This is a genomic window from Limosilactobacillus oris (assembly GCF_025311495.1).
GTDB classification, from domain to species: domain Bacteria; phylum Bacillota; class Bacilli; order Lactobacillales; family Lactobacillaceae; genus Limosilactobacillus; species Limosilactobacillus oris_A.
Genome location: NZ_CP104398.1, coordinates 1,117,365 through 1,142,106, shown reverse-complemented (window position 1 = coordinate 1,142,106; position 24,742 = coordinate 1,117,365). Strand labels below are relative to the sequence as shown.

Sequence of the window (24,742 nt, the reverse complement as noted above, 5' to 3'; positions counted from 1 at the left end):
AATTCCTCCTAATAACAATGAAAGTCAAATCACAGCCTAGTAAAAGAAGCTGCGGCAAGGAAATGCCGCAGCTTCTTTTTAGTATAAGTATTGAAACGCTTATAGTCCGGAATTTAAGGCTCCGGGTAGAAACTGCCGACCATATCTCGGCATTATATAGGCTATTAATTTGCTTGTTCGATGTTAGTAATCCTACCACCCTCACTGTCGTCGTGCAAGGGGGTTACTTCCACCAGCGGCGGTTGATGAGGAAAATCACGCAGGCGACCATCAGCACGAGAGTAATTACCAGGGTGAGGAGCCAGGAAAGGTTCCCATCAGCTAAGGGCAGTTTCACGTTTTCGCCATAAAATCCCGAAACAATGGTAGGAATTGATAGGACAATCGAATAGATGGTCAGGTACTTCATCGTTTGGTTCAGGTCGCTATCCAAAACCTTACTGTAAGCGTTGGAGACCCGCTCGGAGACATCAGAGGTCATCTGGGCCATCTCCAGCCCCTGTTGTGCTTCGACGATCACGTCGTCCAGGTCGTTGCGCTGCCGGGTCGACATCCGGGGGGCAAACCGCCGTTTGAACTCCTCTAGCAGGGAGACGTTTCCTTTGAGAGAAGTTAACATGTAGACCAAGCCGGTTTCAATTTCCATGAACTCCGTAATGGCGTTTCGCCCAGTTCGTTTTTGCAAATTACGCTGAATTTGCTGCCGCTGCTGATCAACCCGGCGGAGGGGACCAAAGTAGTTCGTCGAGAGCCGGTAAAGAACCGGGAAAACCAGGTTGAGCTTATCGGTAATCGGGCCCCGCTTCTGCAAAATTTTAAGCTGGTTGGCGATAATCCCGTTAACAAAGTTCGTCTTGGCATTGGTGAAGGTAATAATATTATTGGTTGTCAGCATAATCCCAATGGGGGCCGTCTGAGGAGCGGTCACCGCGTGGGTCGGGACGTAGACGTCGAAAATCAACAAGGTTACCCCCGCATCCGGGTCGACTTCAACCCGGGCTTTTTCGTAGGGGTCAATAGCATAGTCCAGCAGTTCTTGGGTCACTTCGTATTTTTTGATCAGGTCTGCCCGCTCGCGGGGGAGTGGTTCAAATACACTGATCCACCGACTGTGATCGTTAATTTCTTCGGTACTGAGCAAGCTATTCACCTCCTATAAGTGCTTACATTAATATTCAACGCTATAAACGGGGAAAAGTAAAGAGGACGCTTTTCCATTTCCCGGGAAATAATTATAAAATAAAACTAACGTATAAGAGGGGTGGAAAAATGACGGACAAAATTCGCTGGAAAATTGAGGAGCACCTGCCGGAGAACCAGGCTCGTTGCAGCCTTCGGACTTTACTGCATGACCAGTGGCTGTTGCCGAACCGCTATGTTCACTTTTTGCGCCGCCGTCACCATGTCCTGCTAAATGGTCGCTATGCCTATATGAACACGGTGGTCGCAGCTAGGGACCGGGTGACGCTGGCTTTTAACGGGGATGAGTTCCGAACCCCGGCGGCAAATGATTACCGACCGACCAGCGCACCACGGGTTAGGGTCCTGTTTGAAAATCGAGACCTGGTAGTGGTCAATAAGCCGCAAGGACAAAAGAGCCACCCAAATTATCACGGCGAAACGGGGACGCTGATGAACGACGTGGCGGGCTACCTAACGGCAAAGAATTGCGGAGCCTTTATGGTCCACCGCCTTGACCAGGAGACCAGCGGGGCAATGATTATTGCTAAAAATCCGGTGGTTGTGCCGGTCCTCAACCGCTTGATCAGCTCCGGGCAAATTCACCGTCGTTACCTGGCAGTGGTTGCCGGCAACCTGACCGGCCGGGGAAAGTTTACTGAACCCCTGGGCAAGGATCCACGGGACGTGCGTAAGTATTGCGTCGCTGGCGAAAATGCCAAACCAGCGCAAACCAACTACCAGGTGCTGGCAAGCCGGCACAATCGCACGCTCGTCCTCCTGCAGCTCGCAACGGGACGGACCCACCAGCTCCGGGTCCACCTTGCCTACCATGGGCACCCGATTATTGGTGACCCCTTGTACGGCCGGGATAGTTCTTCACGGATGCTGCTGCACGGCGCCAAACAGGAATTGGTCCTGCCCTTTTCTTTTAAAAGAATTCAGGTTACGGCACCTTTGCCGTCCTATTTTACGGATTATCTGGTAAAATACGACTTAGAAAAGTTAGATTGCAAATAATGCTACAAGGAGGACACTAATTGTCACTTTTAGAAAAGTTATATGGGCCGTTTTTTGACCCGCATAACTGGGCAACGGTTATTACCTCAGGCCAGGATTGGCTCATTATTTTGTCGCTAGTAATAATTGAGTGCCTACTGTCAGTCGATAATGCGGTCGTTTTAGCTGCGCAAACCCGGGTGCTGCCAACCCTCAAGGAGCAGGAGGAGTCCCTCTTTTACGGAATTTGGGGTTCTTACCTCTTCCGCTTCTTAATCATCGGGATTGGGGTCTACCTAATCAACTTCTGGGAAATCAAAGTAATCGGGGCCGCCTACCTGATGTATCTGGTATACCGGTTCTTCCATAATCGCTACCACGGCCGGCGGCGACGAAAAGTCCGCACAACTGCCGACCGGGTGACGGGCCGGAAACGCTTCTGGCTGGTCGTTGCCCAGATCGAATTTATGGACATCATTTTCTCTATTGACTCGGTGTTAGCTTCGCTGGCGGTCTCACCTAACCCGGTAATCGTCCTGATTGGGGGCTTGATTGGGATTGCCTGCATGCGGGGAGTAGCCGAGATTATCATGAAATTGATGCGTAGAATTCCGGAACTCGAACCAATGGCGTATGCCTTGATCTTTGTGATTGCGATTAAGCTCTTCTTGACGATTCCGGCAATCGACATCGAAATACCATCACAATACTTTGGCATCTTTATGCTGATAGTATTTGGACTGACAATTATTGTCCACTTTATCCGGCGTGGTAAAGATGAACAAAAGGAGCAAAAGTAATGGCAATTGAAGCAACACAAGAGAACTTTGACCAGACGATTACCGGGCCGCTGACGGTCGTTGACTTTTGGGCACCGTGGTGTGGCCCCTGCAAGATGATGGCGCCGGTCTTAGAAAAGCTGGAGCAGCAGTTTGCGGGGCAAATTAAATTTGTGAAGTTCAACGTCGACAACGGCCAAGAGCTTGCCCAGCATTATAAGGTAATGAGCATCCCGTCACTGGTCGTTTTTCGGAATGGGGTCGCCAAGGAAAAAGTCACCGGGGTATACCCAGAGGCAAAACTGGCCCATTATTTTAACCGGAAGTTAGCCGAAGAGTAGTCCCGGTGTTAGAACGAGAGCCTCAGTTATGAACTTAACCAGCTTGACAGCTGACCATGATAGTTAGCTGTCAGGCTGTTTTTTTATTTTGCTTATCCACTTATCAGTGAATAGTCGATGCTTTTCGGCAATAGTGATAAACAAAAATCGGCAGATAAGCAAAAATAATCATATCTTCAAAATTATAATAAAAAAATTATCATTTACAAACGCTGATATAACAACGTTTTAAAAACGCGAATAGTAATTTTTTATTATTTTCACTTGATAATCAAACATGGAAAGCAGCATAAAATAATCAAAATGAAATGTTAAAGAAGCAAGCACAGAAGCACCAACGGTTTACGATTAAAAAAGTTGAGCGTTGGCGTTGCCTCAGTCTTGATTGGTTTGACTTTCATAGGAGCTAGCTCTGTTAGCGCAGATACTAACACCCAGAGCGATGCGGCTAACCAGCCAGCGGTAGTCAACCCTGACAAGTGTACGCAGAACGATAACCATGCAACCACTAATCAACCAGTAAGCGAAAATAATGCAGCAGCTGCTAAGGACACGAACACGCAGGCGGCTGCTAACAACAACCAAACTGCTAACCAAGCAACTGCCAATGTTACGCCAGCTGCCGAAAACAACAATAGCCAGGCGGCCGAAACCAAGGCACCAGATTACTACAATATTACGGTAAACTTCCATGACGTTACTCGTGGCGGCAACATTCAAGTGCTGAACAAGATGACTGGTCTCTATGAATATAAGAGTGACTACAAGGGACCGGTTGTTTATCCTGGCGCGACCACTGCACAAAACTTTAAGGCACCAGTTGCGGGATGCCAGTTACTGAACCCTGAAATATTAGATCAATACTTTGACTTTGACGCTAATGGTTATGCCCTTATGAAGAAGGGGGTACTTACTCCTGAGACGCGGGTTCTGGAAAATGGGATGGTAGAAGGAAAAATCAACCTTACCTTGAACTACGGTGTTCTGTCGCCAATTAAGGTTCAATATGTTGACACTGATAACGGTCATGTTTTGGCTTCAATGGAGTTGCCAAGTTACTACATGTCGACCGTATCGCCAGAACGGCTGGCTGGTGACCCAAAGGCACCAGACGCTTCTAAGTACGAAGGGGCTGTAATTAACGTCCCGGGTTACAAGCTGGTTTCAGCACCGCTGATTGAAGGGAAGATTGATGGTCAAACCCAGAACTCCCTTCAAGATAAGAACTATATCTACTTGACTTTCCAATATAAGAAAGTAATGGATAACGCTGAATCGGCTACGACAACCCCAGGCAAGGGCAGTGCAGGAGCAGTGATTTCTGCTAATAACTGGATAAACTTACCAGGTATATTCACCATCAACGGAGTTTACGGCCTGAAGAATAGTGCAGATAACGGTGACGTTGAAAAGCGTACGCAAGATCTGATTGACTGTTACAAGAAGCAGGGCTTCTCCTACATCGGTACGACCAACAAGATCTTCAATGACGATTACTACAACTACTACGCTACTTGGACAAAGATTTACTTAATTTCAAACCAGGCAGTTCAAGTTAACTACGTTGATGAACAGGGCAACAAGCTAGCTGATAGTGACACTCTCGCTACAAACGCCGCTAACCCTGATCAAACCAACCAGGGGATTAACAGTGCTGCATACTGGAACCCGGCTGGTGAATGGACTGCTAAGCCAAAGGACATCCAAGGCTACCACCTGGTTAAGACCGAAGGGGCTACGAATGGTGAATACACTGCTTACCAATACGTAACGACCTTTGTTTACGCTAAGGACCAGGGGAACGTGATCGTAACTGTTCACGATGTTACTGATAACAAGGACCTGGATAACTACGCTTACAACACTGGCGATCAGGATGTCAACACTCCGGTTAGCTACGACAAGGCTACGACCATTGCTGAACTGCAAAAGGCCGGATACAAGGTTCTGAACGCCGACGAGGTGGTTGTATCAAGCTCAATCGTTAAGGGTACCCAGAAGGTGACCATCAACGTTGAACACGATACGGTAACGGTTACCCCGGACAAGCCGGCAACCCCATCTGTACCTGATGGCCCAAAGTTCCCAGCCGGGACTTACGCCGACCAGCTGAACCACACTTACACCCGGACGATCAACTATCTGGATAGCAAGACCAATGAACCGGTTGCTACTTCAGTAGTGCAGCCTGTTAAGGCTAGCCGGACGGCCTTGGTTGACAAGGTTACTGGCCAGCTCAAGGGTTACGTTGACGCTCAGGGCAACCTGCTTACCGGCGATGGCTGGACAGCAGTTGCTTCACCAAAGGTTAGCGGTTACCAGAACCCTGAAATTACTGAAGTTGCTGCCGCTAAGGTCAACCCGAATGATCCTTCTAGCAACCAGACTGTAAATGTTTACTACACGCCAGAAATCATCGACCCGAACGACCCAACTCCGGATCACCCAACTGACCCGACGACCCCAGAAAATCCAACAACCCCTACTACGTCTGCTAACCCAGGAACGCCTGGCGTGGTTCCAGGGACTAGCCAACCTGGTCAATCAGTAGTTCCAACCCAAACTGGCAAGCAGGTTACACCTGCAAAGGACAGTCACAATGCCCAACAGTTGCCACAAACTGGTAACAACAACCAAGCTGCTGTTCTTGGCTTAGGAATGGGTGCAGTTGCTAGTCTGCTCGGTTTCCTCGGCTTGAACAAGAAGCGCGAAAACTAGTTAGCAAATAATAATAGTCAAATACAAGAGGCTGGGAAAAAAACTATTTTGACCTTAGCCTTTGATATAGAAAACCGAACCATGATTTTTGAATCCTCAAAAATTGTGGTTCGGTTTTTCCTTTTTTGTGGTAATTACAATTACATGGTATTAGGAACGATTTCCTGTGTATACATAAAGCCGGACAATGAATTCCTTTTTGATTCATCGTCCGGCTTTTTATATGAGGCTGGGAATTAACTCAGTCTCTTCGCTATTTTAAAGATAATAATGCAACAACGCAGTAGCTGGCTGGCAGTTCAAACGCTGATAAATCAGCATTTTACCAACCCCAAATAGGCTTGCTTCGCGGCGTAGCCATCCTTCCTACAGGCTAGCTACGCGTCGACGGTGGTGGGACTACGAACTAGGCAAGCTAGTTCTGTCCCACTCTCCCTTTTCTAGAATTTGCCGAGTAGCCTTAGCTAATTTTTCAACATAGCTAACGCCTGAATTAAAATTGCGGTTATTACGGGTATAAATAGCAATTAGGTAACTATGATAGCCATTCGGAATGTAGCCAATGCTGTGCACTTCCCACTTCTGGTTATCACTAGCCCGTCGCCAGCCGTTTTTGAGAAAGAAGCGGGGACTGCCTGCTGAAATTCCCCACTGTTGTTGATAATTTATGTTGGCCATTAGATGTCTAATGTACCTGCGAGATTGGTCAGTGAGGTAGTCATTGTCTGTTTGCTGGTAAATTAACCGCAGTAGCTTTAATTGGTCATGTGGGACCGTCAGTGTAGTACCCCACCAAGTGGAAGCCGTAGTGTTGTTCATTTTTAAGCCGTGATAGACAGCCGTTAGTGCTAACATTCCACCGAGGTAATTTTCCAGAATGGTCGTGGTAGCCTTGTTGTCACTATTGCAAATCATGCGGGATGCTAAGTCCTGCTGAGCTTGATCCAAGCAGCCACCAGTTGTGTGAAGCAAAAGGGTTAAAACTGCAACTTTGACTGTACTAGCGGTTTCATAGCGGAGATTAGGATAGTTAGTAAAGCCGACTTCTTCATGGTCATCCCAAAGTGGTTGCACAGCGATGGCAGCGGCATTATTGTAGTTTTCCATAATTTCCTGCCAAGTGGCCTTTAATTGTTTTTCAAATGTTTGCATGATTAATACTTCTTTCTTGATAAACTAATTAGTCGTCCGGGTTATTAGCCGGTTAATAGGTTTAGCAAAGAAGAGTAGGATAATTCCTACACCGATACTAATGGCGCCAATTGTTAGAAAGTAAGGAACCTCAGTTGCTGACGAGTAAAATTTAACGATTTGCGCGTTCACCGCCTGCCCAGCAGCATCAGCTAGGAAGTACATGCTCATCATTTGAGACTTAAAAGCCTGGGGTGCTAGGTGACTAGTAATTGACAGTCCCACTGGCGAAAGCGAAACTTCCCCTAGTTCAACGATGAACCATGAACCGACCAGCCAGAATGGTGATACCCGTCCCGCCGTTGTTCCATAAATTAGTCCTGGAAGAGCCATGAAAGCATATGACAACCCGGCAAAAACAAGTGCGGCCACAAACATTACTGGAGCACTAGGACGTTTTTTAAGATGGTCCCACAGAGTTGCAAACAATGGGGTTAGTAGCATCATAAAGAGCGGATTAAGCGTTTGAAAGTTAGCAGCAGTAAAGTGCCAACTGCCTAAGTGAAGGATAGTGCGTTGTTCCGCAAACAAGGCTAAAACAACTGAGCCCGATTCATCGATAATCCAAAAAATTACTGCGGAAATGAATAAGGGAATATATGCGATTACTCGTTTCTTTTCCACTAACGTTACTTTCTTAGAGTTAAGCATCCAGATGAAATAGTAGAGTGGCAGGGCGATTGCGATGATGGTGATAATCGTAATTAGGTTAGTAATAGTAAGCTGGTTAAACGCCGCTAAAATCAGCAATAACACAATAAATGTACCGATGACAAGAAGAGATTTTGCTATTATTGGTGTTCGTTGCTCCGTTAGCGGATCATTTGGGTAGAGACTGTCCTTGCTTAAATATTTTTTACCGTCGAGCACGTATTGGACCAAGCCACAAAACATTCCAAACGCAGCTAGTGAGAATCCAGCGTGGAAGTTGGTTTGATTGCCAAAAAGGTGAAAGCCAAAACCGGATGCCGCCCAGGGAACCGCCCATGGAGCAATTGCGGCACCTAAATTGATACCAAATAGGTAAATACTAAAACCGGCGTCTCGCCGACGATCCGTTTCGCTGTATAGTCCGCCGACCATATCGGAAATGTTGGGCTTAAGCAAACCGGTTCCGACCACAATTAAACCGATCGAGGCAAACAAGGCTCCCTTAGCAAAGGGAAGCGATAGGGCAATATGGCCAAACATAATCAAGATACCACCATAAAGTACCGTTCGGCGGGCACCCCAAAGCCGATCAGCTAGCCAGCCGCCAACAACGCTAGACAAGTAAACCATTGACCCATAGATGGCCATGATAGAAGCAGCAATAGTTTGATTTATTCCCAAGCCACCCTTACTGACTGCATAGTACATGTAAAATAAGAGAATAGCACGCATTCCGTAGTAGCTAAACCGTTCCCACGTTTCTGTAAAGAACAGGGTTGAGAGACCACGAGGATGGCCAAAGAAAGCTGTATCCATGTTTGAAGTATTCATTAACCGACACCTCCAGAACAACAATTACTATTAAATACGTTTGAATTGCTGGCAATTATAGTGAGTTGTAAAGAAGCGGTCAATTTTGCTTCGTCATTATCACCGGTTTAGTAGGCCCAGCATGCAAGAAGGACTTTCATAAATACATGCTGGATTGAGAATTGCGTTGCTTTTTAAAGCAAAAGCTAGTAGTAAAGCTTTGATTATTAGTAATTTGACATTAAGGGAAAATCTTTAGCTAATCACTTTATAATGGAGATAATAAATCCAACAAAGGAAGCGTCAATCTTGAGCGATGATTTAACTATTACTGACCTTACGACCAGCATTGAAAGGATCCCATTAAAACGTCCGTTCGTGACCCACTTGCATACGGTTAAAGCAATTCAGGCGGTTCAGGCTACCGTTGTTTTGCAAAATGGAGTCACCGGGGTTGGTGCGGCAACGCCGAACGAAGTAGTAACCGGTGATACGCTGGTAACCCTACGGAGCATTATTGAAGAGGTTATTAAGCCGCAGGTGGTCGGTAAATCACTAAGTACGCCTGAACCATTGCTGACCGCTATTCAGAATAGTATTCAAAATAACCAGCCTGCTAAAGCAGCGGTTGATATTGCCATTCACAATGCTCTGGCAGAGCTTTACCATTGCCCGTTGACTAGTCTGCTTGGCGGGGCCAAGGCAACGATGGCCACTGATTATACCATCAGCATTGGTGCTCCCGACCGGATGGCTGCCGAAGCTCAACGGCTTGTTCAGGCTGGGTTTCATTCACTTAAGGTTAAAATTGGCAACGGGACGGTTGACCAGGATGTCGCGACCTTGACAAAAATTAGCCAAGCAGTCGGCTCACAGATTAGTTTGCGGGTCGATGTCAATCAGGGATGGACGTACCAGCAAGCGCGTTATGGTCTACGGTTGTTAGCTGTAGCACCATTAAATTTAGACTTCGTTGAACAGCCATTGCCAGCGAACCAGCTTGATAATTTAGCACACTTGCGGCGGTCTTCTCCACTGCCGATTATGGTTGACGAAAGCGTCTTTACTCCAGACGATGCCTTAGCGGTGATTAAAGCGGGTGCGGCAGACTTAGTAAATATTAAGCTGATGAAGAGTGGGGGACTTTACCCCGCTAATCAAATTAACCAACTTTGTCAAGCAGCGGGTATCCCTTGTATGGTTGGCTGCATGATTGAAGCACCGGAAAGCTTAGCGGCGGCGGTTGCCTTTGCCAATGCTCACCAGAATGTCCGCTTTATCGACTTGGATTCCGTCTACATGGCTAAGCAGTTTCCAACTGACGGTCAGCTTGCTCATGAGGGCGCTCGACTATGGTTGAAGGCCTAAGAATTAGACAATTCAACACAAAAAGCGGTGGGGCGTTCGCCTTTTAACTGAACGTTCCACCGCTTTAGCAATTTTAACCTCATTGATCATTGAAATGAGGTTGGTAGATTTTATAAAAGATCAGTGCTAATACCAGCGTCAGGCAATCTGCACAGGCCTGGGCAGCGAGAATTCCAGTGTAGCCAAAGAAGTGTGCCAAGATCACGATGGTAAAGCTAAAAATTAGTCCTTGACGACTAAAAGAAAGCCAAAAAGCGGGCGCGGCCTTGCCCATCGACTGAAAAGCAGTCGTAAAGACTAGAATGATTCCCGCAAAAGTTGTGGTTAACGACAGCCACCGCAGCATTAGTGCTCCTTCATGAACGATTGTTGGACGGTTCATGAAAATGGTAATGACCTGCGGAGCGAAGATTAACAAGACGACCGTTAAGATAACGTTAAAACTAATTACCACTAGCAGGTCAAAATGAATTACTTCATTGAATCGTTTTTCATTTTGGGCCCCGTAGGCGTAACCGATTAGCGGCTGGGCACCAAAGGCAAAGCCGACCATGATCATGATAATGATTGAATTGGCCTTCATAGCAATTCCCATTGCAGCAACGCTGTCGGCACCATACGCAATCAAATAACGGTTGGTCATCGCCGTGGCGAAGGTCACCATGATGTTGGTGATGGAGGCTGGAATACCAATGGCGTAAATTTGACACTGGAGCTGGCGGCTGATTTTGGTTTCGTGAATCGAGGTTGTCAGCTTCTTACTCTTGGCGCGCAGGTAGTAGACCATTAGGAGGTCAGCAATCACGCTAGAAGTGACGGTAGCGAGGGCGGATCCCGCGGCACCAAGACCACAAGTAAAAATAAAGACCGGGTTTAAGAAGATATTAATGATCGTCCCGACCATTGAAGAAATCATGGATTGAACGGCTAGTCCCTCGGTTCGTAAAATGTTCGTCGGCGACAGACCAAAGATGATGAACGGCGCACCCCAGGCAATCACCAGATAGTATTCGCGGGCAAACCGCCAGGTCGCTGGTGAGGCACCGATTAGGTGGAGAATCGGTGTTTGAAAGAGCAACAAGACGATGGTAACAAAGATTCCGCAGGCAATGGAGTAATAGAAACAGTAGCCGGAGACGTTCCGGGCAACCCGATCTTGGTGTTCGCCAAACAGTCGGGAAATCAGTGAACTGCCGCCGAGGCCAAAAATATCTCCGATGGCAATCATCAGGGTAAAGATGGGTGCCGCCTGGGAAACTCCGGCGACCAGGTCCGGGTTACCAGTCTTGGAAACGAAAAAGGTATCGACCAGGTTGTAGACGAGGGTCACCGCCATTGACAAGACTACCGGCAGTGCGAGAGTAAAGTAAGCTTTTTTAATTGAAGTGTGTTCAAACAGTTCGTTCATCGCTACGACTCCTTTGCAAATAAAGTGGAAACGGGTGAGAAGGACAGCATTCATGCTGCCTTCCCACCCGTTTATGGATTACCAGGGTAGTGGAACTGCCAGCGCGGTTGGCGTTCGTGTGTGTTTAGCCAGTAATCCTCAAATATAACCACTGTTACTATATCACAGTCAACAGCCCTTCGTAAAACTAGTCTTCAAAATAGTGGTAGAGCCTTTCGACCGTCAAATTTTGCTTATCCTGGCCCCGAAAATCGGCCTTAATCTGCCCGTTTTGAAGGACAAGCAGCCGGTTGCCGTAAGTAAGGGCGTCTTCTAAGTGGTGGGTAATCATCAGGGCGGTCAGGTGGTCGTGCGTGATCCGCTCGTTCGTCGCGTGCAGCAGGTTTAAGCTGGTGTGCGGGTCCAGCGCTGCCGTGTGTTCGTCCAGGAGAAGGATGTCGGGGCGCTTGAGGGTTGCCATCAGGAAGCTCAGGGCTTGCCGTTGTCCACCGGATAGGGCACCAGTCGCAGTCGTCATTCGCTTTTCCAGCCCGTTGTTCATCGTTGCGGCCAGCTCTGTGAAGCGGGCCATGTTAGCCTTGAGCTTCCGGTGTACCAGGTGGCGGCGTTCACCACGCTTTGTGGCCAGGAGCATATTTTCGGCAACGGTCATCCGCGGGGCGGTACCGAGCTTGGGGTCCTGGAACACCCGGGCCAGGAAGGTCGTCCGCTGTTCCTCAGAACTCTTCGTGATGTCGGTGCCGTTGTGGAGGATCTGTCCTGCGTCGACGCTGAGGTTGCCGCCGATGACGTTAAAGAGGGTGGACTTGCCGGCCCCGTTTGTCCCGACGATGGTAATGAAGTCGCCTTCGCTAATGGCGAGGTTGATTCCCTTGAGGATCGTCGTTTCGTTGGCGGTTCCTTTATTAACGACGGTTTGCACGTTTTTTAATTCTAAAATCGGCTTACTCATGCGGACGTACTCCTTTCAAAATTGGCTTTTTCAGGTGGAGGTGCTGTTCAAGCTGCGGCAGCATCATGCAGATTGCCAGGACGACGGACGAAATCAGGTTGAGGTCGTTAGCAGAGAAGCCGAGCTGGAGGACGACCAGCAGGATAATCCGGTAAATGATACTTCCGAGAGTCACCGCGACTAGCCGCTGGTTGAGTGTTAATTCGCCAAAGGCCACTTCGCCAATGATGATGGAAGCCAGGGCGATCACGATGGTCCCGATCCCCATGTTGATGTCGGCGTAGCCATTATTTTGGGCAATCAGGGCGCCACAGAGGCCGACCATCCCGTTGGAAACCATTAGCCCAACGATGATCATCTTATCGGTGTGGATTCCCAGTGATTTCGCCATTGTCGGGTTGTCCCCGGTTGCGATGAAGGCCTGTCCGTAATCCGTAGCGAGGAAGAGGACCATCAAGATGGTGATAACCGCAATGACGATGATTCCCATGACAACGCTGTCGAAGTACTGGGGCAGGCTGGTCATGAAGCGGCCGTTAAAGAGGGTTGGCTTGCCCAGCAAAGAGATGTTCGATTTCCCCATGATTCGGAGATTGACCGAATAGATGGCGGTCATCGTCAGAATTCCGGCAAGCAGACTGGGAATTTTACCCTTCGTGTAGAGGAGGCCGGTGACTAGGCCGGCCAGCATCCCGGCACCGATGGCGAGCAGGGTTGCCAGCAGGGGGTTAATACCATGTGAAATTGCGGTGACCGCGGTGGCTGCACCGAGGGGGAAGGTTCCCTCAACGGTCATATCACAGAAGTCGAGGATCCGGAAGGTGAGGTAGAGGCCGAGACCCAGGAGTGCCCATAAGAGTCCCTGCCCGATTGCTGATACCATTAGATTCATTGATAAATCTCTCCCTTCGTCTTGGCTTCGTGTTCAAATTGCTTGGGTACCTGGATGTGGAGCCGACGGGCCTGCTTGAGGTTTAACACTGGGTCGCCATGCCGGACGTATTGGATTGGCATGTTGGCTGGCTTCTTCCCCTTGAGAATGGCGACGGTCATCTTGGCACCGCGGACGCCTAGCTGGTACTGGTTGACACTGTAAGTGGCGAGGCCACCCTGCTTAACCATCGAGGCGGCCGCTGGGAAGACCGGCTTGTTGGCCGCGTTAGCATTCTTGACCAGGGTTTGCATGGCGCCAGCGATGGTGTTATCGGTTGGGACAACCACCGCATCGACTTCCTGGAGCATCTGCTCGGAGACCTGGTTGAGGTCGTTGCTGTTGGCGATTGAGTAGGACTTGAGCCGGATCCCCATCTTCTTGCATTCCTGCTGAATCTGCTGGTGACCCGCGACTGCGGAGGCGTCGCTGGAAGTATAAATTACCCCGAGGGTCTTGAGGTTGGGCATAGATTCCTTAACCAGGTTGAGCTGCTCCTTGATTGGCGACTGGTCGGAAACGCCGCTGATGTTGCCACCGGGGTGGCGGTTGTTCTTGACCAGACCGGCCCCTTTCGGATCGGTGACGGCGCCCAGAACGATGGGAATCTTGTTGGTAGAGTTTGCCGCGGCTTGGGCGGCTGGCGTCGTAATGCTGTAAATAACGTTGCAGTTATCGTTGACTAGCTTGGACGCCATGGTTTTAAGGTTGCTCTGGTCACCGTTGGCGTTTTGGTATTCGATTTGAATATTTTTGCCGTCGTGGTAACCCTCCCTGGCTAGCTCATCGACGAATCCCTTATAGATTTGGTCGAGGGCGGGGTGGTGCATCAAGGTCAACACGCCCACTCGTGGGACCCGCCGTTTGATCAACCCGCCATTTTCGCTAAAGAACGCGACACCGAGGAAGGCCAGCAGCAGGGCAATCAGGGTATACATTCGCTTCATTAATCTTCACACCTTTCCAAATAAAAACGGGAGCCCACATGACCTGGACTCCCGTTTCGCTGGGCAAAATAAAAGTCCGCATGTGGATCCATGCGGACTGAATGATTGCAAAATCAGCCGGCACAGATGCAATCTGCTTTTCAGGTTGCATCCATGACGAATCAACCTGAACCTACCGGCTTTGCCAACGGTTAATTTGCTTGTTGAACTGATTTTGCTTCATTGAACTTACTCCCTTGTTAGTAATTGTTTTTTAGTATAGCTAAGCGGCCTGGCCCTGTCAATAGGGAATATTAAAATCTTCTCATTTTATTGGAAAACCCGATGAATTGCTGGTACCAGGCCGGCTGTGATACTATGAAAATAAGAGCTTGATAGACATAAAGGAGAAAAGAATGGCAGTTTTAGATGTCGAAGGGCTGACGATGAGTTATGCCGATAAAAAACTCTATGAAGACGCCAGCTTCCAGTTGGAAAAACACGAACACATGGGGATTGTTGGCCAAAACGGGGCCGGCAAGTCAACCCTGATTAAAATTTTGATTGGTAAGGTCCTCCCGGTCGAGGGGGCGGTCAAGTGGCAAAAGGGAGTCAAGATTGGCTACCTGGACCAGTACGTGGATATTCCCAAGGGGATGACCCTGATTCAGTTTCTCCACACGGCCTTTGCCGACCTATACGAATTGAATGACCGGATGAATAAACTATATGAGGACTACGCTACGAAGATGGACGACAGCCTGCTGGCCCGGGCCGGCCGCATTCAGGAACAGCTCGATGCCAATAACTTCTACGATATTGAAACTGAAATCGAGCGGGTCATGAACGGGTTGGGCTTGACCGAAATTGGCAAGGACCACGTGGTGTCTGAGATGAGTGGCGGCCAGCGTTCCAAGATTATCCTGGCGAAAATGCTGCTGGAAAATCCGGATGTCATCCTTCTTGACGAACCGACCAACTACCTTGATACGGCCCATATCGAATGGTTGATTGACTACCTCAACCAGTACCAGGGGGCCGCAATGATTATTTCCCATGACTACGACTTCCTCGAGCGGGTCACTAACACGGTCTGTGACGTCTCCTTTGGCAAAATCACCAAGTACCGGGGGAGCTTCCAACAGGCGATGCGGCAAAAGGAAGAGCGCAAGGAAGCCCAGGAGCGGGAATACGAAAAGCAGCAGGTCGTGATTGAGAAGGCCGAGCGCTTTATCCGGAAAAACAAAGCCGGTTCCAAGTCGACAATGGCCAAGTCGCGGGAAAAGATGCTGGCCCGGATGAAAAAGATTGATCCGCCAGCTGACAACCTCAAGGCGACCTTCCACTTTCCGTATGAGAATACCGGTTCGGCGAACGCCCTGCGGGTCAACGAACTCTCCGTCGGTTATGGGCGGCCCCTGCTGGCCCCGGTGACCTTCTCGATGACGATGGGGGAGAAGCTCCTCTTTACCGGCTTTAACGGGGTCGGTAAGTCAACACTGATTAAGTCAATTCTGAAAAAGATCCCGGCACTCGCGGGGAAGGCTAGTTTCTCGCCATCCGCGAAGATTAACTATTTCGACCAGGACTTAGAGTGGGATGATCCCCAGCTCACCCCGTTGCAAACAATTCAAAATATGTTCCCGACGATGCAGCCGCGGACGATTCGGACGAAATTGGCTCGGGCCGGGATTAACGCCGCCAATACGATGAAGCCCCTCCACCTGCTTTCCGGTGGTGAACAGACGAAAGTCAAGCTGGCAATCTTGGAGTTAACCCCCTGCAACTTCCTAATTATGGACGAACCGACCAACCACCTGGATGATGAAACTAAGGAGGGGCTCAAGAAAGCTCTCCAGGAATTCCCAGGCAACTTGATTCTGGTCAGCCACGAGGAGAGTTTCTATACCGGTTGGCTGGATAAGATTTTAAACGTTGAAAAACTGAGCTTAAAGAACTAGGAGGCCCAACATGCCCTACACAATTTCAGAAGTGATTGTGCTCTTCTTTACCTATTCCGTCGTTGGCTGGCTGTGGGAGACAGTTTATTGTTCGCTTAAGGACCACCAGTATGCTTACCGGGGATTTTTATTTGGCCCCTACTGCCCGGTCTACGGTTTTACCATCACCACGATTCTGATTACGACCTACCGGGTGCGGGACAACATTATCCTCCTCTTTATCGTGGGGATGATTGTCGCCAGCGTCTTTCGTTGCCAGCCTCTTTTTGGAAAAGGTGTTTCACATGAAACTGTGGGACTACTCGGATTTGTGGGGAAACCTGCAGGGACGGATTGCACCCCAGATCTCCCTTTTCTGGGGAATTGGGGTTGTTATCCTCGTCCGCTACATCCAACCCTTCATTCAACGGGTGATTAATTGGGAGGAAGGCTGGATCCATGGAATGCTCGCCCTGCTGATTGTTGTGGGGATGGGAACTGATACTGTTCTGACAATGATTAGTATCAAGCACTTCCACATGACCACCAAGCAGTGGGACCAGCGGATTAACGCCTTTCAAGAGCAGCTGCGGGAGCGGGTCAAAAAGGTCCTGCCAGAGGAGCGGCAGTTGCGGCGCCACCAGTTGGAGCACTGGGACCAGGCCTTTGTTGACCACCTCCAAAAGCACCCTGGTACCGCGTTGAGCTGGAATGAGCGGCGGATGATTAAGAGCTTCCCGAAGATGAAGGTTTTGGACGCCAAACGGTTTAATAAGGTCAAACAGCACCTATCGAATAAGTAGTTTCTGTGTTTATTTTGCGAAGATTCCCTAAAACTTCCGTTGGAGTGCTCGTATCAATGCTCACTGGTTCTTATAATGGGAAAAAGAATCAGACGAGGGGAGAGGACGGCGATGCAAACTAAGCGCAAGCCCCTAATTATCGCGACACTCATCAGTGGGATTCTGCTAGTACTGCTGGTGGTGGGACTCTACCAGCTGCATACTCGCCAGCAGCCGCAACGTGAGCGCCACTCGACCAATATTACGGTCCAGCAATTTATCAAACAGGTGGCCCCGGCAGCCCAGCGGGAACAGAAAAAGTACCACATCCCAGCAAGCATCACGATTGCCCAGGCTGGGTTGGAATCCGACTGGGGGCGGAGCAAGCTGGCGGCGAAGTATAATAACCTTTTTGGTATCAAGGCGAACGGCAAGACAAACCGGGTGCGGATGTACACGACAGAAAACGTGAATGGCAAGACGGTGAAGGTCAAGCAATACTTTCAAACCTATAATAGCTGGGCTGCATCAATCAACGCCCACACCCAACTGATCGTCAACGGGACGAGTGATAATCACACGCGTTTCAGGGCGGTACAAACGGCCAAGACGTACCGACAGGCAGCACTGGCCTTGCAAACCGGCGGCTACGCAACGGATCCGGATTACGCCAGCAAGCTGATTTACGCGATTAAGAAATTTAAGCTAGCACAATATGATAAGTAGAAAAAGGGTGAGACAGAAGTCATTTATGACTTTGTCTTTCAACCCGCAGCTAGCCCTGTGGGGAACCCCCGCGAGCACAAATAGAGGTCTAAAGTTCGGCTTAGTCGAGCTTTAGACCTCATTTGATTTTTAACTTAGTAATGTTACTTCTACGCTCTTTCGCTGCGTTAATTTAACTCAGTACCTTCGTCGGTTGCATGTTGCCGGCGGAAGTGGTGGCAGACAAGCCCAACGGCCAGACCTGCCAGCGCTGGTACGAGCCAGGAAAGACCCATGCTAGCAAGTGGCAGGGCGCTGCGCCAGCCGGCAACCACCTGTCCAAAGTGACTGGCACTGACGACTGCTGGAAAGGCAACTACCATATCGCCAAGTGCTGGAACAACGGTGAACAGTACGACGAAGAAGTAGACAACCCCATCCCGGTGGAAGAGTGGCGAGCTGACCGATAGCAGGATTAGAACCATCGAGAGCGGGTAGAGGAACATTAGCATTGGCGTTGACCAGGCGATGATTTGATCCAGGCCGAAGTTTGCTGTTAGAAATGAAGCGAGGCAGCTGAGGGCCAGCCAAGCGTGGTAGCTGACCTTAGGGAAGTGCTTATGGAAGTCCTGGGCAAAGGCGGCCACCAGACCGACCGCGGTGGTTAAACAGGTTACGGTCAGGAGAAAGGCAAGAATAACCTGACCAAAGGCACCGGCATAGGCGTTGACCAACTGGTTAAAAGCGACCCCACCATCGGCGGAAACTTTGAACCGTCCCAGGGACATGGCACCCATCAGGATTAAGAGCAGGTAGATCAGCCCGATGCCGCTTACCGCAAGGACCCCTGACTTAGCTACTACCCTGGAAACATCCTTGGCCCGGCGCTGGCCCATCGAACGAACGGCGGTAACGACGGTGACCCCAAAGGCGAGGCCGGCGAGGGCGTCCATCGTGTTATAACCCTCCAAGAAACCGTTAGTGACAGCATTGTGGACGTAGGCACTGGTAACCGGTGCGCTAGCGGGGTTCCCCAGCGGATTGGCAAAGGCCACGACAAAGACAAGGAAGAGGAGCGCTAAAAAGACGGGGTTCAGGACCTTGCCGACGTTAGCCAGGATCTGGTTTTCCTTGTAGGAGAAGAGAAAGGCGGCTAAGAAGAAAAGCGCTGAGAAGAGGAGCAGTGCCCAGCCCTGAGCAACCTTTGGCAGGAACGGGGCGACCCCCACGGTAAAGGAGACGGTTGCGGTCCGCGGGGTCCCAAAGAGGGGGCCAATCGTGGCGTGAATCAATACCATGAAGACGAGGGCAAAGGCCGGCCCGAGCGGCAGGCCGATGTCATAGACCCCTTCGGCCTGGGTAATGGCGACGGCGAGGACCGATAGTAGCGGCAGCAAGACCCCGGTTACTAAGAAGCCCAGGGCGGCCGGACCCCAGTTGGCCCCGGCCAGCTGACCGAGGTGCAGGGGGAAAATCAAGTTTCCGGCACCGAAGAAGAGCCCGAACAATAGTGAGGCAACAATCAAATATTGCTTGAATGATAAACGAGGTGATGTTAAATCACGCATGGTAAATCCCTCCTAGGATAAAATAATGGCAATCATTCTGATCCAATAAAAAAGTCCCTTAACCAACTTACATTGGTTAAGGGACGCCGTGGCGTGGTACCACCCTTTATTCAGGCCGTTCTCAGGCCTCTTCACGTACGGCTAATAAGCGATACGCTGACACGATAATGGGTGTACCCACCTAATCTTACTGGATTTTAAGATTAGGACTCGAAAGTGATTTTCAGTCGAATGTTAACCGATCCCCTCACACCTCACGGGACTCGCTGCCGGTAACAGACAACCTACTCTTCTTTCTCATTGCGATCAGATAATTAAAATGTTGCTTATTATCTTAACCATAATCTAATGATTGTCAATAGGAATTTTAAATTAATCCATTTTTTCACTCGCAGCTGCATAGGCAGGGTCGCCATTTAATGCCCGGCCAATTGCCCGTTCAACCCCCGTGTTCGAAGTGACGTTTGCAATGGCCAGGGGCTTCTCATAACGTTTAGCGTGGTGGTTAGCCAGCTGGCTAATCCGGTGGTGGATTGCATCAATGCAGACCACGACGATATCAGTATTGCGAATCTCCCGCTTGAGAGTGGAGGAGGAAACTTTTTCTTCTGCAGAGGCGTCGAGACCGTGAAAGACCCCGTGGTGCTTGGTGATGACCGGCTTGAGACCCTGCACCTTATCCCGGACCCCGGTAATTACGAGGACGGTCCGCTGCTTTAGGTCGTAATCAAGTTTCTTTTCATAATCATGCCGTGGGTGGGCGACCTTCTTGACCTGCTTGGGCTTGACCGGTTGCTTAGTAGTGTCGTAGTCGCTTTTTTTGTGGATCCAGCGAATCGCACCATCAGCGGCATCCCTTAAGCCGTTGCCACGGTCGTAGTAGGCGTAGTCGATAACCATTCCCGCCTTGAGGTTCCGTCCAGGATACTTGAAGGGGTCCACGACAATCGTGTTTTCCGGCGCCTGGTCGAGGAGTGAGTTCTTCTTTAGGGTGCTGCTGATTTGAAGAACATCCGAACCAGGAACCGGCTTGAGTTCCGCGTATTCAATCACCGTTACTTTTTCTGGCTGGTAGTCAGGCAGCTGGTCGCCGGTTACACGGCGGATGGTGGGCAATCCCCGAACACGTTGCTGGGGGTCGACTTCAACGATATTACCGTCGTTAACCGCAAAGGGCAGTCGGTGGAGTAGCGTTTCCGAGTAGTAGTGGTGGTTGATTTCCGCGCCGCTTAGCTTTCGGTGAACGATGTAGCGGTTGTCGGCGGCCAGGCGTTCCTCAGGCGTGATTTCCTGGGGAGCAGCTGCCGTTTGGGCTTGGCTGACGGCCGGCCGCTGATTTTCTTCCTGGGTGTCGGTCGCGGGGCCGGTCAGCAGTGATTTCAGCTGGCGCTTGCTGTTTTCAGGCAGTGGCTGGTTGGCCGGGTGAACCTGGTGCTGGTGGAACCGGGGCTTGGGCTGGCGCGGCTGGCCGCTAACGGCCGGGGACACGGGAGCCTCTGCATAGTGGTTGAGGACGTGGATAATGGTGGTCAGGCTGCGGAGGGTCTGTGTCAGACTAGCCGGATCCGCACTGGTGTTATTCAGCAGGTCAATCAGTTCCTGCCGGTAATCATATATTTTCATGATGACATGGTCCTTTCAAAAAGCTGATTACCTCAATCATACCAATTTGTGCCGGACCTGTCAGTTAATCCGCTGGCCGGTTCAGCGGTGCGGGACAAAAAATTGTATAATGAGCTTAAATAAATTTAATAAGGTGGATATGAACATGGCCAAACGGTTAATTAAACTTTTCTCACATAATGATTTGGATGGCTTTGGCGCGCCAATACTCCTCCAGACAGTTCAGCCGACGATGTTTGGGGATGTCGAGTTTGACATGACCAACTGTGGTGCGGGCCGAATCGACGACGAATTTGCCCGCTGGATGCGGAGTCCAGAGGCCGGCCGCTTTACGGACGTCTACATCATGGATATGACCCCGGATAGCGACTACACCTTCCAACAGCTGAATGCCAATTTTGCCAACCACTGGCTGGTGTTTGACCACCACGAGAGCGAGGCCGGCTTGCGGCAAAAGTATGCCGCCAATAGCGTGGTGCCAGCCGATCCGCAGGTGAACCCAAGTGCGGCCAGCCTGGCCTGGGACTGGCTGACCCAGCAGCCCCACTTTGCTGACCTGCCAACAGAACAGCGGCAGGAACTAGCCTACCTGGTGGAATTGATCCGGGCTTACGATACCTGGGACTGGCAAAACGACCCGGAGATGGCTGACGAGAAACGGACTGCGGCCGATGAGCTGGACCAGCTCTTCTGGTTCTACCCCTTGCAAGATTCGGCTTCCTTTGTGGCGGATGTTTTCTCAACCGGCTGGGAAAAGTACCATGCAGCTAATCAGCTGCTGATCCGGACCCTGAATGAGCGGCGGGCGAAGTACCTCAAGAGTCACCTCAAGGATGTCCTGAAAACCGAATTAGACGGGCACCAATTTGGCATTGTCTACGCGAGTGATTACAAGTCGGAGATTGCCCACGCGCTTTTGGAACAGCATCCGGATGTGGAGGCTGCTCTGGTGATCAGTCCGGTCAGCGTTTCCCTCCGGAGTAACGGCAAGCTGGACGTGGCTAAATTTGCCGAAAAATACTTTGGCGGTGGTGGTCACGCTGATGCTGCCGGGGGACGGCTAAACGTTAACCCGGTCAAGGTCGGGGAACAGGCAGTCGCTGATGACTTGGCCCAGACGATTAAGAACCAGCAGGAGGAGCACAAGCAAGAGGAGAGCACCCTGGCCGATAATTTAGACCCGGCGGTAGCTGCCAAGATGGCGGCACTGTTTAAGAAATAGGAAGTGCTGAGAGCTATGTACTAGGTGGAGTAGTTGGCACGAAGGATGTTATCTTTGTAATAGTTAACTGGTACGAGGCTAGGAGAAAAAGCTGTTTTCTCCTAGCCTCGTTGCTCGTTAATCACTGGGGTAAGGGGTTAGGTGTGATTGACCATGGACGTATTCACCGAGATAGATGTCCTTGACTTCCTGGTAGCCGGCCCGGTGAATTTGCTCTAGCAGCCAGTCATTGTTACGGTGAATTAATTCGAGGACGTCATGGTTGATTTGTCCATCGTTAATGAGGGGGAACCGCACATCTTGCTCATTATTTTCAATTACAACCAGCTGGCCGTTTTGTTCCAGAATTCCGCTTTTGACCTTGCTGAGCTCGTAGACCCCCTGGGTGCGCAGGCGAAACATGAGCTCACTAGCGGTTATGCCAGCACGCATGCACTCTTCAACCCGGATTTGGCCGTTTTTGATCAGGATCTGGGGCTGACCATCAATTATCTTTTGAATTATTCGGTTGTGTTCTTTGAAAAATTTAACGATAAAGACAATTACGGTCCAAATTAGGAGAACCATTACGAATTGGAGGACCGTAATGTCGCGGTTATAGATAATTCCGCCAATAATTCCCCCGAGGACGTAGTTTTGAACCTGGTCGACGGCGGAAGTCGGGGCCAGTTCCCCTTGCCGAGAATGTTGGTTTGAAAGATTAAGCAGACCATCCCGAGGATGAACTTAATCGCAATAAGACCGTAGTCCATATGCTCACTCCTTTACTTACGAATGGTGACGGTGTGGTCGACAACGTGGGCGCGGGTGAGCGTGTAGTTATCGCCGTTGGGGCTCATATTGACCCGGTAATCGCGACCCCGGAAGCGAACCAGGATTCCGTCCGTGAGCGTTGTTGAATTAACAACGACTTGTGAAGCCCGCAGGCCGTGATCCTTAGCAACAGCTTGGATGAAGGGCCGCATTTGTAGTGTCTGGGTGTGCTGGTGGTAGTCGTACTCCAAGTTGGTGATTTGCAAGCCTGTGAAGATTAGTAAAAGAAGAAAAAAAGATGATTCCGAGGTCCCGGTTGCATGAATGTAGACGGTGGCGAAGGTAGCGACTGACATTAAAGACGATCAGGATGAGGAGAAGAACATGATTGCGTAGTTAATCATGCTCTCCAGTTGCTGTTGCTATTCAAAATAGCTTTCTGCATAGAAGGTCATCGTTAACCACTCCTTTGAAAGGCCCTAAATAAACTACTCTAGGATGAGCTAAAGTTATTTTCAACTCTTACCAAGCAGTGTATAAAATGCTTTTATTATATTTTAATTGTACTTAACTCAAGGGAGGAAATATGTTGGTTAAATATAATAAGCAGGAGTATCAACGTAGCCACACGCAAGAGCAGCAGCGGTTTGGCTTGCGCAAACTTAGCATTGGAGTTGCTTCCGTTTTATTAGGAACTAGCATTGTTGTTGCTGGAAACACAACTGCCCACGCTAGTAGTAATGCTGAGCTGGCCGATAGTAATGACCAGTCTGTAGCAACGGTAGCGGCTTCCCCGGTTACCCACCAGGATGCGGTGGCACTTAATAGCAAGCAGTCTACTGTAACGGAAACGCCCCAGGCCACTAGCGGCCAATCAGGAGCGTCGATCAATAGCGCCCATCAAGTGGCTTCACCAACGGTGGCTCGTTCCGCGCAGGCGACTAGCACTAGCGAACCGGCCAAGCAGCCCGCGACGGTGGACTTGACCTTTGTCGATGACGACAATAATGGCGCAATTATCGACAGTCCGTACTTGCCAAGTGAAAATAACGGCCACCATTACGCCCACGGTTTTGTTGGTGAGAAAATCAGCACCACCGCGTACAATAACGGTACCCAGAGTGTTGACCGGAGGTTGCGGGCGCTGACTGGTCGTCGTGATCCCTACATCTTGAATGGCAGCTATACCCTGCCGACAGAATTTACGGATTCGTTGATGACTGTGCAAATCCACCTCAAGCACCGGTTAGAAACGCACGCTGACTATCCAACGAAAACGATTACCCGGACTATCCATTACCGGCGGGCCTATCCCTATGATGGCAGTCAGATGGTGGATGATGATGGCAAGCTGATTCCAGATTACCGGTCCAATACGAAGTGACACCGGTGGTGGTAATTGATAAGGCAATGGGGAAGCAGACCGTCACTTATACGGTCAAAAACCTCCAAACTGGCAAGGGCACGACGATTGAAAACGACGGGACCGACCCGATTACAATCGACTATGACCAAGTTGCTTCGCCAACCGTTACGGATTGGATTGCGGATGAAGCAGCGGTTGGGGGCCACTACCAAATGAACTTTGGCATCGATTCCTGGCAGAAGTCCGCTGACGACTGGCGGGATCTGCAAACGGTGACCTATAAGTACGACGAGAGCAAGCTCAAGATTGGCGATGTGGTTCCTAAAGCCGCCCATCATGAGGCCGCAATAGTGGAAATTTCCGCAGACGGTACCAGGATGACGGTTACCCGGACCTTCTACTATGGTTTCACTGACGATTCTGGTGACAACCTCGACCACCCGGAGATCCAGCACTACGGGGGTTCCTAGTCACTTGAATTTACTCGGGAAAAGGCCACCGATAGTGCCGGCAACACCACTTATAGTCCT

At 50.0% G+C, this 24,742-nt stretch carries 20 protein-coding genes, 2 pseudogenes, 1 riboswitch and 1 other annotated feature; of the genes and pseudogenes, 11 read left to right on the top strand and 11 right to left on the bottom strand.

Going from position 1 to position 24,742, the window contains the following annotated elements:
- Window positions 1-82 precede the first annotated feature (82 nt).
- Window positions 83-180, bottom strand: a riboswitch (purine riboswitch).
- 43 nt (window positions 181-223) lie between these two features.
- Window positions 224-1,141 (bottom strand): magnesium transporter CorA family protein, encoded by a 918-nt coding sequence (locus tag N4599_RS05755; RefSeq protein ID WP_062812802.1) that lies wholly within the window; start codon window positions 1,139-1,141, stop codon window positions 224-226.
- Between the two features lie 128 nt (window positions 1,142-1,269).
- On the opposite strand from N4599_RS05755, the gene N4599_RS05750 reads away from it, so the two are divergent.
- From N4599_RS05750 to N4599_RS05735, 4 genes are all read left to right on the top strand, one after another.
- Window positions 1,270-2,199: an RluA family pseudouridine synthase gene (locus N4599_RS05750; RefSeq protein ID WP_191363290.1), complete on the top strand. Its 930-nt coding sequence runs from the start codon at window positions 1,270-1,272 to the stop codon at window positions 2,197-2,199.
- 20 nt (window positions 2,200-2,219) lie between these two features.
- Window positions 2,220-2,978 (top strand): TerC family protein, encoded by a 759-nt coding sequence (locus N4599_RS05745; RefSeq protein ID WP_191363289.1) that lies wholly within the window; start codon window positions 2,220-2,222, stop codon window positions 2,976-2,978.
- Complete coding sequence (trxA, locus tag N4599_RS05740) at window positions 2,978-3,298, top strand: thioredoxin (RefSeq protein WP_062812805.1); 321 nt, start codon at window positions 2,978-2,980, stop codon at window positions 3,296-3,298. Before N4599_RS05745 ends, trxA begins: the two co-directional genes overlap by 1 nt.
- Window positions 3,299-3,655: 357 nt before the next feature.
- Window positions 3,656-6,016, top strand: a complete 2,361-nt coding sequence (locus tag N4599_RS05735) for a MucBP domain-containing protein (RefSeq protein ID WP_260898394.1) — start codon at window positions 3,656-3,658, stop codon at window positions 6,014-6,016.
- Window positions 6,017-6,415: 399 nt separating this feature from the next.
- On the opposite strand, the gene N4599_RS05730 is transcribed toward N4599_RS05735, so the two are convergent.
- A complete protein-coding gene (locus tag N4599_RS05730; protein WP_260898392.1) occupies window positions 6,416-7,168 on the bottom strand; it encodes a class A beta-lactamase-related serine hydrolase in 753 nt (250 codons plus the stop codon).
- A 24-nt stretch (window positions 7,169-7,192) separates the two neighbouring features.
- On the bottom strand, window positions 7,193-8,689 hold the full coding sequence (locus tag N4599_RS05725; protein ID WP_191363287.1) for a peptide MFS transporter: 1,497 nt from the start codon (window positions 8,687-8,689) through the stop codon (window positions 7,193-7,195).
- A gap of 288 nt (window positions 8,690-8,977) precedes the next feature.
- On the opposite strand from N4599_RS05725, the gene N4599_RS05720 reads away from it, so the two are divergent.
- On the top strand, window positions 8,978-10,036 hold the full coding sequence (locus N4599_RS05720) for a dipeptide epimerase (RefSeq protein WP_062812808.1): 1,059 nt from the start codon (window positions 8,978-8,980) through the stop codon (window positions 10,034-10,036).
- 79 nt (window positions 10,037-10,115) lie between these two features.
- Here the strand turns inward: N4599_RS05720 and N4599_RS05715 are convergent, their stop codons facing one another.
- From N4599_RS05715 to trpX, 4 genes are all read right to left on the bottom strand, one after another.
- Window positions 10,116-11,444, bottom strand: coding sequence for an MATE family efflux transporter (locus tag N4599_RS05715; protein WP_062812809.1), 1,329 nt, complete (start codon window positions 11,442-11,444; stop codon window positions 10,116-10,118).
- A 187-nt stretch (window positions 11,445-11,631) separates the two neighbouring features.
- Complete coding sequence (locus N4599_RS05710) at window positions 11,632-12,396, bottom strand: ABC transporter ATP-binding protein (protein WP_260898389.1); 765 nt, start codon at window positions 12,394-12,396, stop codon at window positions 11,632-11,634.
- Window positions 12,389-13,288 (bottom strand): ABC transporter permease, encoded by a 900-nt coding sequence (locus N4599_RS05705; RefSeq protein WP_062812810.1) that lies wholly within the window; start codon window positions 13,286-13,288, stop codon window positions 12,389-12,391. Before N4599_RS05705 ends, N4599_RS05710 begins: the two co-directional genes overlap by 8 nt.
- Window positions 13,285-14,274 (bottom strand): tryptophan ABC transporter substrate-binding protein, encoded by a 990-nt coding sequence (gene trpX, locus N4599_RS05700; RefSeq protein WP_260898386.1) that lies wholly within the window; start codon window positions 14,272-14,274, stop codon window positions 13,285-13,287. Before trpX ends, N4599_RS05705 begins: the two co-directional genes overlap by 4 nt.
- A gap of 395 nt (window positions 14,275-14,669) precedes the next feature.
- On the opposite strand from trpX, the gene N4599_RS05695 reads away from it, so the two are divergent.
- The 3 genes and pseudogenes from N4599_RS05695 (at window position 14,670) to N4599_RS05685 (ending at window position 17,701) form a co-directional block, all read left to right on the top strand.
- On the top strand, window positions 14,670-16,214 hold the full coding sequence (locus tag N4599_RS05695) for an ABC-F family ATP-binding cassette domain-containing protein (RefSeq protein ID WP_260898384.1): 1,545 nt from the start codon (window positions 14,670-14,672) through the stop codon (window positions 16,212-16,214).
- A 10-nt stretch (window positions 16,215-16,224) separates the two neighbouring features.
- Window positions 16,225-16,996: pseudogene (locus N4599_RS05690) on the top strand (putative ABC transporter permease).
- Between the two features lie 111 nt (window positions 16,997-17,107).
- Window positions 17,108-17,701, top strand: coding sequence for a glycoside hydrolase family 73 protein (locus tag N4599_RS05685; protein WP_260898382.1), 594 nt, complete (start codon window positions 17,108-17,110; stop codon window positions 17,699-17,701).
- A 167-nt stretch (window positions 17,702-17,868) separates the two neighbouring features.
- Here N4599_RS05685 and brnQ read toward each other — a convergent pair whose 3' ends face one another.
- Entirely contained in the window at window positions 17,869-19,248 is a 1,380-nt protein-coding gene (brnQ, locus tag N4599_RS05680) for a branched-chain amino acid transport system II carrier protein (protein ID WP_191363281.1), read from the bottom strand.
- 76 nt (window positions 19,249-19,324) lie between these two features.
- Window positions 19,325-19,558: a binding site (T-box leader), on the bottom strand.
- 62 nt (window positions 19,559-19,620) lie between these two features.
- A complete protein-coding gene (locus tag N4599_RS05675) occupies window positions 19,621-20,871 on the bottom strand; it encodes a DUF2325 domain-containing protein (protein ID WP_191363280.1) in 1,251 nt (416 codons plus the stop codon).
- Between the two features lie 145 nt (window positions 20,872-21,016).
- Between N4599_RS05675 and N4599_RS05670 the strand changes: the two genes are divergently transcribed.
- Complete coding sequence (locus N4599_RS05670) at window positions 21,017-22,093, top strand: DHHA1 domain-containing protein (protein WP_260898378.1); 1,077 nt, start codon at window positions 21,017-21,019, stop codon at window positions 22,091-22,093.
- Between the two features lie 117 nt (window positions 22,094-22,210).
- Here the strand turns inward: N4599_RS05670 and N4599_RS05665 are convergent.
- Together N4599_RS05665 and N4599_RS05660 are read right to left on the bottom strand one after the other, a co-directional pair.
- Window positions 22,211-22,845, bottom strand: a pseudogene (locus N4599_RS05665) (DUF421 domain-containing protein).
- A 12-nt stretch (window positions 22,846-22,857) separates the two neighbouring features.
- Window positions 22,858-23,202, bottom strand: coding sequence for a DUF3290 family protein (locus N4599_RS05660; protein ID WP_224757955.1), 345 nt, complete (start codon window positions 23,200-23,202; stop codon window positions 22,858-22,860).
- Between the two features lie 233 nt (window positions 23,203-23,435).
- On the opposite strand from N4599_RS05660, the gene N4599_RS05655 reads away from it, so the two are divergent.
- Window positions 23,436-24,230, top strand: coding sequence for a YSIRK-type signal peptide-containing protein (locus N4599_RS05655; protein ID WP_260898376.1), 795 nt, complete (start codon window positions 23,436-23,438; stop codon window positions 24,228-24,230).
- A gap of 5 nt (window positions 24,231-24,235) precedes the next feature.
- On the top strand, window positions 24,236-24,682 hold the full coding sequence (locus N4599_RS05650) for a hypothetical protein (RefSeq protein ID WP_191363277.1): 447 nt from the start codon (window positions 24,236-24,238) through the stop codon (window positions 24,680-24,682).
- Window positions 24,683-24,742 lie beyond the last annotated feature (60 nt).